The organism is Pseudomonas sp. HC1(2025) (assembly GCF_058742075.1).
This window is the reverse complement of record NZ_CP196017.1, coordinates 1,099,834-1,112,780: the sequence shown is the minus strand read 5'-3', so window position 1 is coordinate 1,112,780 and position 12,947 is coordinate 1,099,834. Positions and strand designations below refer to the sequence as shown.

9 protein-coding genes are annotated in these 12,947 nt (G+C 62.7%); 6 read left to right on the top strand and 3 right to left on the bottom strand.

The features are described from left to right. Nucleotides 1–117: 117 nt before the first annotated feature. The 4 genes from ACSSVH_RS04825 (at nucleotide 118) to ACSSVH_RS04810 (ending at nucleotide 6,163) form a co-directional block, all read left to right on the top strand. Entirely contained in the window at nucleotides 118–732 is a 615-nt protein-coding gene (locus ACSSVH_RS04825; protein ID WP_432755081.1) for a biliverdin-producing heme oxygenase, read from the top strand. Continuing rightward, nucleotides 729–2,966, top strand: a complete 2,238-nt coding sequence (locus ACSSVH_RS04820; RefSeq protein WP_492634156.1) for an ATP-binding protein — start codon at nucleotides 729–731, stop codon at nucleotides 2,964–2,966. The genes ACSSVH_RS04825 and ACSSVH_RS04820 overlap by 4 nt, the downstream gene beginning before the upstream one ends. Before the next feature lie 113 nt (nucleotides 2,967–3,079). After that, nucleotides 3,080–4,999, top strand: a complete 1,920-nt coding sequence (locus ACSSVH_RS04815) for an alkaline phosphatase D family protein (protein ID WP_492634155.1) — start codon at nucleotides 3,080–3,082, stop codon at nucleotides 4,997–4,999. Between the two features lie 150 nt (nucleotides 5,000–5,149). Further along, nucleotides 5,150–6,163: a sensor domain-containing diguanylate cyclase gene (locus ACSSVH_RS04810; protein ID WP_492634154.1), complete on the top strand. Its 1,014-nt coding sequence runs from the start codon at nucleotides 5,150–5,152 to the stop codon at nucleotides 6,161–6,163. 51 nt (nucleotides 6,164–6,214) lie between these two features. Here the strand turns inward: ACSSVH_RS04810 and ACSSVH_RS04805 are convergent, their stop codons facing one another. The 3 genes from ACSSVH_RS04805 to ACSSVH_RS04795 form a co-directional block, all read right to left on the bottom strand. Continuing rightward, complete coding sequence (locus tag ACSSVH_RS04805; protein ID WP_492634153.1) at nucleotides 6,215–8,248, bottom strand: c-type cytochrome; 2,034 nt, start codon at nucleotides 8,246–8,248, stop codon at nucleotides 6,215–6,217. 166 nt (nucleotides 8,249–8,414) lie between these two features. Beyond that, complete coding sequence (locus ACSSVH_RS04800) at nucleotides 8,415–10,022, bottom strand: 5-guanidino-2-oxopentanoate decarboxylase (protein WP_170042992.1); 1,608 nt, start codon at nucleotides 10,020–10,022, stop codon at nucleotides 8,415–8,417. A gap of 118 nt (nucleotides 10,023–10,140) precedes the next feature. After that, a complete protein-coding gene (locus ACSSVH_RS04795) occupies nucleotides 10,141–11,025 on the bottom strand; it encodes a LysR substrate-binding domain-containing protein (RefSeq protein WP_029300234.1) in 885 nt (294 codons plus the stop codon). Between the two features lie 305 nt (nucleotides 11,026–11,330). On the opposite strand from ACSSVH_RS04795, the gene ACSSVH_RS04790 reads away from it, so the two are divergent. Together ACSSVH_RS04790 and ACSSVH_RS04785 are read left to right on the top strand one after the other, a co-directional pair. Then, nucleotides 11,331–12,113 (top strand): ABC transporter ATP-binding protein, encoded by a 783-nt coding sequence (locus ACSSVH_RS04790; protein WP_076962773.1) that lies wholly within the window; start codon nucleotides 11,331–11,333, stop codon nucleotides 12,111–12,113. Nucleotides 12,114–12,160: 47 nt separating this feature from the next. Beyond that, entirely contained in the window at nucleotides 12,161–12,934 is a 774-nt protein-coding gene (locus ACSSVH_RS04785; RefSeq protein WP_169956230.1) for a transporter substrate-binding domain-containing protein, read from the top strand. Nucleotides 12,935–12,947: the final 13 nt, after the last annotated feature.

Below are 12,947 nucleotides of genomic sequence, written 5' to 3'. Positions count from 1 at the left end.
GTCAGATTTATCAATACATCCCATCAGATAAAGACTATAGGTTGTATAGAATTGCGCCCCACCCTTATCCACGCGCCAGCCATGGCCTGCCCTGGCCCACCAGCTCGAGCTTATTGAATGCATCCACAGGCCCATGACGTTGGTGTGCCCTCCCTGCTTGAAGCCCTGCGTTCAGGCACAGGTTTGCTACACGTGGCCCTGGAAAAGCGCTTGCCGTTCTTTTCTGCACAACTGGATGCCGGCTGGTATCAGCGATTGCTTGAGGCTTACTACGGTTTTTACCGCCCAATGGAATTGGGACTGTACGACAGTGGCTTGATTCCCGTGGGATTCGACCAGGCCCTGCGGGTAAAGACGCCAACCTTGCACACCGACCTGAACGCCTTGGGCTTGGCCAACCAGGCAATTGCCGGGTTGCCCGTCTGCCCTGCGCTACCCCGCCTCGACACACCGGCCGCCTGCCTGGGGGCGCTGTATGTGCTGGAAGGCGCGACCCTCGGCGGCCAGGTGCTGCGCCGGGAGATGGCCCAACGCCTGGCGCTGGACGCCAGCAACGGCGGGGCCTTTCTCAATGTATACGGTGCCGAGACCGGTCGGCGCTGGAAAGATTTTCTCGACTATTTGGGCCACGTCCCGCTGGACGACCTCGGCCGTCAGCAGGCGGTGGACGCGGCCTGCTCGACATTCCGCTGCTTTGAGCAATGGCTCGACGGCCAGGAGGTATTGCTGTGAAACCCCAGGATTTTGAAGAATTACTTGCCAACTGCGCCGACGAGCCCATTCGTTTTCCCGGCGCGATCCAGCCCCATGGCGTGCTGCTGACCCTGCGCGAACCGGACCTGCAGATCGTGCAGGTCAGTGCCAACGTCGCCAGCCTGTTCAATCACCAGCCCGATGCCTTGCTCGGCCAGACACTGGACACGCTGCTGGGAGCGGAAAATGCCAACCTCGTGCAGCAGATGGCCAGCCAATCCAGTTTCATCGACGCCCCGGCGCTGCACGTCACACTCAACGGTGCCGAGTTCGAGGGCCTGCTGCATCGCCACCAGGGCGTGCTGGTGCTGGAGTTCGAGCCGTTGCACAAGCATTTCCAGCCCAAGCCCCAGAATGGCCGCACCAGCAACCTGGGCAAGATGTTGCAACGTTTGCAGTCGGCGAAAACCCTGCAAGCCTTGTACGAAATCAGCGTCAGTGAAATCCAGGCCATGACGGGCTACGACCGGGTGCTGATTTATCGCTTCGAAGAGGAAGGCCACGGCCAGGTCATCGCTGAAGCATCCGCGCCGTCCATGGAACTGTTCAACGGCCTGTTCTTCCCGGCGTCCGACATCCCGGAGCAGGCCCGCGAGCTGTACCGCACCAACTGGCTGCGGATCATCCCCAATGCCAACTACGAGCCTGTGCCACTGCTGCCCAAGCTACGCCCGGACACCGGGCAGCCCTTGGACTTGAGTTTCTCGACCCTGCGCAGCGTGTCGCCGATCCACTGCCAATACATGAAGAACATGGGCGTGCTGTCGTCCATGAGCATTTCCCTGATGAAGGGCGACAAGCTGTGGGGCCTGATCAGTTGCGGCAACCGCACGCCACTGCACGTGCCCAACGACTTGCGCACCACCTGCCAGACCATCGGCCAGGTGCTGTCCTTGCAGATCAGCGCCATGGAAGCCCTGGACACCAGCCGCCAGCGCGAGGAAAAGGTCGCGGCACTGGACGTGCTCAACCAGGCGATGAGCGCTGCCACCGACAATGTGTTCGATGGCCTGGCCCAATACCCGCAAGTGTTGATGGACCTGGCGCAGGCCGGTGGCGTGGCGATCATTGACGGCCAGCAACTGCACCGCTACGGCCACTGCCCGGAGCCGGCGCAGATCCGCGCGCTGCACAAATGGCTACAGGAAACCGGGCAACCGGTGTTTGCCAGCCACCACCTGTCAGCGCTCTACCCGCCGGCGGCGGACTACCAGCCAGTGGCCAGCGGCGTCCTCGCCATGAGCCTGCCCAAGCCGGTGGACAATGGCGTGCTGTGGTTCCGTCCGGAAGTCAAAGAGAACATCCAGTGGAGTGGCGACCCGAAGAAACCGTTGGCCCTGGAAAAATCCGACACGGGCCTGCGCCTTCGCCCACGCACCTCGTTTGAAATCTGGAAAGTGGAAATGGCCGGCATCTCCACCAAGTGGAGCCACGGCGACCGTTTTGCCGCCAACGACCTGCGCCGTTCAGCCCTGGAAAACGACCTGTCACGCCAGGTCCTGCGCGAGCAGCAGGCGGTGCGTGCCCGTGATGAATTGGTGGCAGTGGTGTCCCACGACCTGCGCAACCCGATGACCATCATTTCGATGCTCTGCGGCATGATGCAAAAGGCCTTCAGCTCCGATGGCACCCATTCTTCGCGGCGTATTTCCTCGGCCATCGACACCATGCAGCAAGCCGCCGGACGCATGAATGTGTTGCTCGAAGATTTGCTCGACACCTCCAAGATCGAGGCCGGTCGCTACACCGTCAGGCCCGTGCGACTGGAGGTCAGCCAGATCTTTGAAGAGGCCTATGCGCTGCTCGCGCCCCTGGCTCTGGCAAAGGGCGTCGACCTGTCGTTCAACGCCGAACCCGGCCTGCAAATCAATGCCGACCCGGAGCGCCTGTTCCAGGTGCTGTCGAACCTGATCGGCAACGCCATCAAGTTCACCCCACGCCTGGGCAATATCGGGATTTCGGCGATGAGCAATGGCGAGGAGATTGTATTTGCGGTGCGCGACTCCGGTGAAGGCATAGCCCCTGACCAACTGCCCCACGTGTTTGACCGCTATTGGACCAAGGGCGAAAACAACCCGACGGGCACTGGCCTGGGCTTGTACATCAGCCAGGGCATCGTCCAGGCCCACGGCGGGCGGATCGAGGCCGAAAGCGAACTGGGGCGCGGCAGCGAGTTTCGCTTTACCGTACCCAAGGTGGCGGGCTTGTGCTGACCGTTTTGTAGGCGCCGGCTTGCCGGCTCCTACAGGTGTTGGTTGCTTTGACAAAACACCGACATCCACTGCGTTAACCTAGCCAGTCCAATCCCGCACAGAGCCATGTTTTCATGCTGCAACCCGAGACTTTGCCCGCCGTCCTCGCCGGCCCCCTGTTGCGCCGCCTGGAGCCGGGGCGCCTGGTGTTGTGGCTGGTGGGCAGTCGCGCGCTGGCATTGACCCTGCGGCTGCAGTTCAGCCAGGACCAGCACCCATGCGTTCTGGATATTGAACTCGACGCCACCCGCTGCCAGGTGATCCCCGTGGGCCGCGCAGCCTTTATCCACCTGATCGATGTACCGCTGGCCACGCCGCTGCCCCAGGACGTACCCATCAGCTACGACCTGTTGATCAATGATGGAGCCGGCATCGCCCAGTGGGCCCCGCACCTGCTGTACCCAAGTGCCAAGACCCCGGATTTCATCCTGCACAGCCGTATCCACCAGTTGCTGCACGGCTCTTGCCGCAAACCGCACCATTACGCCGATGAAGGCCTGCTTTGTGCCGATCGCCTGCTGGCCGCAGACCGCAGCCTGGCCCAGCGCCCAGCCCTGCTGATGATGAGTGGCGACCAGGTGTACGCCGACGATGTGGCCGGGCCGATGCTGCGCGCCATCCACGGGCTGATTGCACGCCTGGGCCTGTTCGACGAGCACCTCGATGGCGCCGTGGTGGACGACAGCACCAAGCTCTACGACCACCCCGCCAGCTACTACCATCGCGCGGACCTGCTGCCGGCCCTGGAAAGCAACGAGACCCTGCGCGAACGCTTTTTTGGCGGGGTGAAAAAGCCCATCTTCACCAGCAGCACCGCCGACAACCACCTGGTGACTTTTGCCGAACTCGTGGCGATGTACCTGCTGGCCTGGTCGCCGACACCCTGGACCCTGATCGCCGCACAACCTCCCAGCGGGCTCACGCCCAAGGAACAGGAGCGCTACGCCCGCGAGCAGGTGCCTGTGGATAAGTTTCGCGACGGCCTGGGTGGAGTGGCCCGGGTGTTCGCCCATGTGCCATGCCTGATGATCTTCGATGATCACGACATCACCGATGACTGGAACCTCAGCGCCCAATGGGAACAGACCGCCTATGGCCACCCGTTCTCCAAGCGCATCATCGGCAACGCGCTGCTCGCCTATATGCTCTGCCAGGGCTGGGGCAATAACCCCGATGCCTTCGCCCAACTCGTGGAAAAAACCCTGGCCCTGGCGGCAACTGCCCAGGACCACGCCAACCATTTGTCCGCGCCCGCCCAGGACCAGTTGCTCGAAGACCTCCTGAAGTTCCAGCAGTGGCACTACGTGCTGCCCACCACCCCGGCGCTGGTGGTCATCGACACCCGCACACGGCGCTGGCGCAGCGAATCCACGCTCAAGCAACCCTCCGGCCTGCTGGACTGGGAAGCCTTGAGCGAGCTGCAACAGGAACTGCTAGACCACCCTTCGGCGATCATCGTATCGCCCGCGCCGATCTTCGGCGTCAAGCTGATCGAGACGGTGCAGAAAGTCTTCAGTTGGTGCGGCTACCCACTGTTGGTCGATGCAGAAAACTGGATGGCCCACCGGGGCGCCGCGCAGGTGATCCTGAATATCTTCCGCCACTCCCGAACCCCGGGTAACTACGTGATTCTGTCGGGGGATGTGCATTACTCGTTCGTCTACAAAGTACTGATCCGCCAGCGTAATGCCGGGCCGCACATCTGGCAGATCACCAGCAGTGGCATCAAGAACCAATTCCCGCCGCGCCTGCTGGAATGGTTCGATCGCCTCAATCGCTGGCTGTACTCACCCCGTTCGCCCCTGAACTGGCTCACCCGCCGTCGCCGCATGCAGGTGGTGCCGTACATCCCGGCACATGCCGAAGCCGGCGAACGCCTGTGGAACAGTGCGGGCATTGGCCAGGTGTTTTTCAACGAGCAGGGCCAGCCCGAGGCGATTTACCAGCACAACGCCAACGGGACGCCACCCACGCGCATGCTGGAACCGCAATAGCCCAGCCGGCGCCAATAATGGCGTTTAGCCACACTTTCATCGCCCCTTCTAAGCCGGCAAACCTCGTTGTACAGTACGCGCAGCCACGGAGTATCGGCGTTAACACCTGACTGGCCACAGTGAGCCAGCATCCTCGCAGGGAGCGCGCAGATGGGCGATACATCCGATTTTGATCCGTTGAAAAGTGAGCTTTTCGACGTCAACGCCGACCTGGTCCATGCCATCATGGAACTGGTCAGCGATGGAATCTGGGACTGGGATGCCAACACCGGGTTTGTCTATCGCAACCCCGGCTGGTACGAAATGCTGGGCTACGATCACCACTCCCTGGAAAACACGGTGTTCACCTGGGAAAGCGTGATCCACCCCGACGATTACCCCCATGTGATGAAACTCTTCGACGACTACATCAACAGTCGCCCCCCCCTTTATCAGGCCGAATATCGCTGTCGCAAAAAAGACGGCACCTGGTTGTGGATCGAAGACCGAGGCTACATCATCGCCCGCAACCCCGATGGCTCGGTGTGGCGCATGGTCGGCGCCCACCGCAGCATTCATCAACGCAAACGTTCCCTGGAACAGTTAGAGCGGCGCAACCAATCCCTTGAAGCGCTGGTAGCCGAACGCACCCGCGAACTGTCGCGGGTCAACCAGCAACTGCAGTTGCAACTGGACGAAAACCGCTCCCTGGCCGAGCGCGATACCTTGACCCGGATTGCCAACCGCTATCGCCTGGAAAAAGTCCTGTTCGAGGAGTGCGAGCGCGCCCAGCGGTTTCGCCTGCCGTTGGCGGTGATTGCCATGGATGTCGATGATTTCAAGCCCATCAACGACCAGCACGGTCACGCCGTAGGTGATGCCACGCTGTTACGGGTGGTCGAACGCCTGGAACACTGCGTGCGCCAGGGCGACCTGCTCGCGCGCTGGGGAGGCGATGAGTTCATGGTGGTCCTGCCCAAAAGCACCATGGAAACCGCCAGGAAGATGGCCGAGCGCATCCGCCAGGCCATTCACGACATCCCCCCCGTGGGCGATTTCAAGGTGACCTTGAGCCTGGGGCTGGCGCAACGCCTCCCTGACGAGCCCCCCACCAACCTGATGGCCCGGGCAGACCAGGCGCTGTACCGGTCCAAGGCTGCGGGCAAGGACCGGGTTTCACAGTAACCGCGCACAGGCTCCGACAGTCCGCACTACACCAGACTGTAGGAGCCCAGATCAGTAACGCGCGTCCACCGGCTTACCGCCGTTCGGCCAGTCCTTCACCTTGTCCGGGAAGTCCGGGCGTGGTTTTTGCGAGAAGTAGGCGGCGACGTCTACCGCTTCCTGGTCCGACAAGCCGCCCTGGCCCAGCGGGAATTTCTCGTGGAAGCCGATCGGCATGTTGCGTTTGACGAACGCTGCCGCCGTGTAGGTGCGGGCCATGCCGGCGCCGATGTTGAAGGACTGATCGCCCCACAACGGTGGGTACACCAGGCTGCCGTCGGCGCGGGCCAGGCCCTCGCCGTCGTTGCCATGGCACACCGCGCATTGCTTGGCGTAGACCTGCTCGCCATTGGCCAGGTCGGGCTTGATGGCCGGGTCGATCTTGCCTACGCCACGGCCGGGGACTTTGTCCTCGGGCTTGGTGTTGTTTTTCATCCAGTCGAAGTACGCCACCATCGCCTGCATGTCCGCCGATTGTGGTGGCACGGGCTTGCCATTCATCGAGCGGCGGAAGCAACCGTTGATGCGCTCTTCCAGGCTCACCACCTTGCCAGCACGCGGGGCGTAGCTGGGGAAGAATGCCGACACACCCACGAACGGCGAACCATCAGCCACAGTGCCAGCGTTGAGATGGCAACTGGTGCAGTTCAGCGAGTTGCCGACATTCTCGGGCAGCAGTTCCTTGGTTTGCAGGTGCAGGCGCATGCCGCGTACCACCTGGTCGGCATTCGGCGCCGCCAGCAGGTTGGCCAGGCGCGGCGTCTCGAACGCCGAGGAGTCGGTGCTGACCGGGTTGAGCTGGTCACGCATTTTCTTCACCTGGGCGGTGCTGATTGGCGTGCCTTCGTTACCCCAGCGCGTGCGCACAAAGGTGAGGATTTCCGCTACTTCGTTATTCCCCAGGCGTGCGAAGCCCGGCATGGTGTAGACCCGGGGATGGGCGGCGGTCTCGGCGGTTTCCCAACCGGTGAGGGTGATGTGCAGCAGCGAGGTCGGGTTGCTGGCCACCACGCCGGCGTTGCCGGCCAATGCCGGGAACAGGCCCTTCACGCCCGCGCCGTCGCTGCGGTGGCAATCGCTGCAAAACTGCATATAGCCCAGGCCGCCCCGGCTGGTGAACAAGTCCTTGGGCAGTTCGACAGGGCCTTTGGCGACAGCCGGCATCGGCAAGTCGTCCTTGCCCGGTGGCAGGGATTTGAGATACGTCGCAATGGCCGTCAGGTCGGCATCCGTGAAGTGCTGGGTGCTGTGACGGATCACGTCCACCATGTTGCCCGACACGGTGGCAAAGCGGTTCTGCCCGGTCTTGAGCAACTGCACGGTGTCTGGCACCGTCCACAGGTTACGCAGGCTCAAGGCACGCCAGTGTTCGACGGTTTCCCCGCCCAGGTAGTGCTCGCCGCTGCTGCCGGCGTCGCTCATGGCTTTTTCCTGGAAGGCGATACCGCGTGGGGTGTGGCACGAACCACAGTGGCCAAGGCCCTGGACCAGATAGGCGCCACGGTTGAGCACGGCATCCCGGGCCGGGTCGGGCTGGAACGGTTGTTTGTCGAGGAACATGAAATTCCACAACGCCAGGCCCCAGCGCTGGTTGAACGGGAAGCCCATGTCTGCCTCAAGGTTGACCTTTTTCACCGGCTCGACGGCTTGCATCAGGTAGGCGAACAGGGCCCGCATGTCCTCTTCGCTCATCTTCGCGTAGGACGGATACGGCATCGCCGGGTACAGGTTCATGCCGGCCGGTGTCACGCCTTCGCGCATCACGCGGTCGAACTGTTCGAAGCTGTATTGACCAATCCCGGTCTCACGGTCCGGGGTGATGTTGCTGGAGTAGATGGTGCCCATGGGCGTGTTCAGCTCCAGGCCACCCGCCATCTCGGCGCCTTGCTTGGCGGTGTGGCAGGCGATGCAGTCACCCAGTTGGGCAACGTATTTGCCCTGGGCGATCAGTTCGGTATCGGGTTTGGCGGGTTCGTTGGCGTGCAGGGGAAGCGCAAGACACAGCGTCGCCCCCATCAAGGCCAAACGTGACAGAGAAAGGGCCATCGCATTATTCCTTTAATAACCTGGCCTGGGGGTTGGCCCCTGGGTACAGGTTTTGTCTTCGTTTTTATGAGGTCATCAGGCGGATAACCGGGGCTGGGTAAGCCCCGGTTGTGTTGTAGCGGATTTTCGATGGTGGCCCGTTGATATGGATCAGGGCCGAAGCGGTTCAGGCGTTTTGCAGGTAGTGCGCAGCGTCGAGTTCGATCATCACCGGTTGAGGGGTGGCGGCCAGGCTTTGCAACAACGCGTGCAAGGCCTGTGGCGTGTCGGCCGTGTGGTGGGCGACGTGGCAACTGCGGGCCATCGCGGCAAAGTCCGGGGTCAGGATATCCACCCCCAGCGGCGTGATTTCCCGGGCCTGCATATAGTCCCGGATCTCGCCGTAGCACTGGTTGTTCCACACCACCAGGATCACGCCGATGCCGGCCTCGCGGGCCGCGATCAGTTCGTTGCTGGCAAACTGCAGGCCGCCATCGCCCACCAGCGCCACCACCGGCCGCTCGGGCTTGGCCAGCTTGGCGCCGATTGCCGCTGGCAATCCGTAGCCGAGGGTGCCGTAGCCGGTTCCGGCATTAAACCAACTGTTGGCAGCCGGGGCCTGGTAGCCCACCGCGCCCTGGTACACCGGCTGGGTCGAATCGCCGACGATCAGCGGGTCGACCAGGCTGTCGCGCAGCAGGTCCAGCAGGCCTTGCAGCCCCTGCTGCTTGGCATTCCACGTCTCGCGCTCCAGGCGGTTGACGCGCTGTACGCTGTCCTGTGCCCAACGCCCGCTCGGGGCGGGTGGGCGGACCTCATCCAGCAGCGCCTGCAACCCTTCGCGGGCATCGCCCACCAGCCCGACATGGGCGCGTTGCACGCCCATGACTTGCATCGGGTCGATATCCAGGCGGATCAGCGGCGCCTTGAATTTCAGTGGGCCAAGGCCGAAGAAATCGTAGTCGGTTTCTCCCAGTTCAGTGCCCACGGCGAGGATCACATCGGCCTCGTCAAACAACGAGCGGCCGTGCCTGGAAGACTGCACGCCGTCCAGCAACAACGGGTGGCCCATGGGCAGCAAGCCACGGGCATTGGTGGTCAGGGCCACCGGCGCTTGCAGGCGTTCGGCCAGTTGCTGCAAGACTTCGGCGCAATCACGGGCGCCGCCGCCGGCGAGGATCAGCGGCCGCCGCGCCTCATTGAGCAGGCTCAACGCCGCCCGCAGCGAGGCCGGCGCCGGGGCCGGGGCGCCTGGCAGGCTGCGGGGCATCAGGTTGAGGTCCACGGCGGGCATGTCCAGCACATCCAGGGGGATTTCCAGATGCACCGGGCGTGGGCGCGCGCACTTGAACACGGCGAAGGCGCGGGCCAGCAATTCCGGCAATTGCTCCGGCGATTGCAGGGTATGGCTGAACGCACACACACCAGCGACCATCGCGCGCTGATCCGGCAGCTCGTGCAGATGCCCGTGGCCCAGGCGCAGGTGTTCGCGGCGGTTGGTGGTGGAAATCACCAGCATCGGCACCGAGTCGGCATAGGCCTGGCCCATGGCGGTCAGAATATTGGTCATGCCGGGGCCGGTGATGATGAAACACACCCCCGGCTTGCCGCTGGCGCGGGCGTAGCCGTCGGCCATAAAGCCGGCGCCCTGCTCATGGCGCGGGCTGACATGGCGCAGGCGGCTGCCGTGCAGGCCGCGATAGAGCTCGACGGTGTGCACGCCGGGGATACCGAACACGGTATCTACCCCATAACCTTCCAGCAGGCGAACCAGGGACTGGGCGCAGGTGGTCATTGCTCATTTCCTTCTTATTGTTCTGTGTCGATTGGCCAGACCTTAGGGCGCGCTCGGAGGGCGGACAAGCAAAAAATTTACCGGCCATTGGCAAAAAAAATTCACGGATTGCCGCGCGTCAAAGCCCGCCACCCAGCTGCGATTTCACCCACTCGCCAAATGCCTGTACCACCGGGCGCTCGACTTTCTGGTGATCGGCCACCAGGTAATAGCCACGGTTGGACTCAATCTCGGTCTCGAACGGCCGCACCAGCAAGCCCCTGGCTAGGGCCTCGCCGCTGATCAGGTTGTCGCCCATGGCGATGCCCTGGCTGGCGATGCACGCCGACTGCACAAAGTGCGCATCGGCAAACACGATGCCGCGCTGCACATCGACATTCGGTGCACCGGCGGCGGCCAGCCAAACGCGCCAGTCGGAGTAGTCGATCATATGCAGCAACGGCGCACCGGCCAGGTGCTCCGGGTTCTTCAGGCCGCCCATGGTGTTGACCAGGCGCGGGCTGCACACCGGGAAGTAGCGCAGCGAGACGATCTTCTGCACATGCTGGTTGGGCCAGTCGCCCATGCCGTAGGCGATAAACAGGTCGGCGCCGTGGTCGCTGGTGTCGTCCGGGGTGCGCGGTGATATCAGGTGCAGTTCGACCTGTGGATAAAGTGCCTGGAAGTCGGCGATATGGGTGCACAACCAATAGGTGGCAAACCCCGCCGGGCTGCTGATACACAGGCGCCCGCTGACCTGCTGGCCATCGAAACGCTGCCCGGCCTCAAGGATATTGGCCAGCAGCCCGTGGATATCCCGGGCATAGCGCTCGCCCTGCCAGGTGATGCGGATATTGCGCCCGGTGCGCTCGGTCAGGGCAAAACCCAGGGTCTGTTCCAGGCTCTTGATCTGGTGGCTGATGGCGCTGGGGGTGAGGTTCAGCTCGGTCGCGGCCTCGGACACGCTGCCCAGCCGGGCCACCGCGTCCAGCGCGCGCAAGGCGGTCATGGAGGGGTAACGCATGGATGTTCACCTGCTCAAAGATACCCGCACCATAGCCGCAATCGCGCCTGAGACATAGCCGCCGGCGCGCGGGACAGTTGAATTAAATTTCAATATCGAGCGAAAAATGCTCGATTGACCTCAAGTGGCCAGTGGCTATTCTCGACCTGCATCACGGCATTCCCAGACTGGCCGGCGATGGTCGTCAGCGATGACGTGGGCATTCTGGATAAATGCGGTGTTCTGGCGTTTTTCGCTGGCAAGCCAGCTCCTACAGGGGGCGGTGTCCAGGTTGATCAATTTACAAAAATAAAGAGGGAAAACCCTTGAACCCAGTCACCCCGGTGGTCGCCATCGATGCTTTGCACAAGAGCTATGCCGCGCACCATGTTCTCAAAGGCATTTCCCTGCGCGCCAATGAAGGCGATGTGGTGTCGCTGATCGGCTCCAGCGGTTCGGGCAAAAGCACCCTGCTGCGTTGCATCAACCTCCTGGAAATACCCTGCAGCGGCAGCCTGCGCATCAACGGCGAAGAAGTGCGCCTGAAAAAGGACCGCGCCGGCAACCCGCTGATCGCCGATCCTGACCAGGTGGCACGCCTGCGCACGCAACTGGGCATGGTGTTCCAGAGCTTCAACCTGTGGCCCCACCGCACCGTGCTGGAAAATGTCATCGAAGCACCGGTGTATGTGTTGGGTGAAGACCGCAAGGACGCCATCGCCCACGCCGAGCACCTGCTGGAAAAAGTCGGCCTGGCCAGCAAGCGCGATACCTTCCCCGCCTTCCTGTCCGGCGGCCAGCAACAGCGCGTGGCCATCGCCCGCGCCCTGGCCATGCGCCCGCGCGTGTTGCTGATGGATGAACCCACCTCGGCCCTCGACCCGGAACTGGTCGGCGAAGTGCTGAAGGTGATCCAGGGCATCGCCGAAGAAGGCCGCACCATGATCCTCGTCACCCACGAAATGGCGTTTGCCCGCGATGTATCGAGCAAGGTCATGTTTTTGCACCAAGGGTTGGTTGAAGAAGAAGGCACGCCCCAGCAAGTCTTCCACAACCCCACCAGCGAGCGTTGCCGCCAGTTCGTCATGGCCCAGGACAATCGCGTTTGAACTGCCGCTTCCATCCTTCAAAACAATAACTTCGAAAGGGTCAAGCCATGCATAACTCTCTGAAATCCCTCGCCGCCGGCTGCGTGCTCGCCGTGCTGTCCCACAGTGCAATTGCCGCCGAGAAAATCGTCTTCGGCATCGCCCTGGAACCCTACCCGCCGTTCTCCGAAAAAGCCGGCAATGGCGCCTGGAGCGGCTTCGAGCCGGACCTGATCAAGGCCCTGTGCGAACGCCTGCAAGCCCAGTGTCCGCTCAAGGAAGTGTCCTGGGACGGTTTGATCCCGGCGCTGCAATCGAGCCAGATCGACGTGATCCTCAACTCCCTGAGCATCACCGAGGAGCGCGAAAAGGTCATCGCCTTTACCGCCCCGTACTACCAGACTCCGGCCATGTGGGTCGCCGACAAAAGCCTGGAGCTGGTCACCACCCCCGAAGGCCTCAAGGGCAAGCTGATCGGCGTGCAGGGCTCGACCTCCAACGCCACTTACCTCAAGGCCTACTACGCCAAGGGCTCGACCCTGCGCTACTACAACACCCAGGACGACATGACCGCCGACCTGCAAAGCGGGCGGATCGACGTGATGCTCGCCGACGCGCTGACCATCGAGCCGATGCTCAAGTCTGATGCCGGCAGCGGCCTGGCCGACAAGGGCCTGGCGCCCAAAGACCCGCTGTTTGGGTCCGGCATCGGTGCCGCAGTGCGCAAGGGTGACGACAGCCTGCGCGAGCAGCTCAACACCGCACTGGCGGCGCTCAAGGCTGACGGCACCTACGACAAAATTCGCAGCCGCTATTTCAGCGTCGATATTTCCGCGCAATAACGTCCAACGGAAC

Excerpts from the sequence above, each read along its gene's own strand:
- ACSSVH_RS04825 (WP_432755081.1), top strand. The coding sequence starts at position 118 with ATGCATCCACAGGCCCATGACGTTGGTGTGCCCTCCCTGCTTGAAGCC.
- ACSSVH_RS04815 (WP_492634155.1), top strand. The coding sequence starts at position 3,080 with ATGCTGCAACCCGAGACTTTGCCCGCCGTCCTCGCCGGCCCCCTGTTG.
- ACSSVH_RS04810 (WP_492634154.1), top strand. The coding sequence starts at position 5,150 with ATGGGCGATACATCCGATTTTGATCCGTTGAAAAGTGAGCTTTTCGAC.
- ACSSVH_RS04805 (WP_492634153.1), bottom strand. The coding sequence starts at position 8,248 with ATGGCCCTTTCTCTGTCACGTTTGGCCTTGATGGGGGCGACGCTGTGT.
- ACSSVH_RS04800 (WP_170042992.1), bottom strand. The coding sequence starts at position 10,022 with ATGACCACCTGCGCCCAGTCCCTGGTTCGCCTGCTGGAAGGTTATGGG.
- ACSSVH_RS04795 (WP_029300234.1), bottom strand. The coding sequence starts at position 11,025 with ATGCGTTACCCCTCCATGACCGCCTTGCGCGCGCTGGACGCGGTGGCC.
- ACSSVH_RS04785 (WP_169956230.1), top strand. The coding sequence starts at position 12,161 with ATGCATAACTCTCTGAAATCCCTCGCCGCCGGCTGCGTGCTCGCCGTG.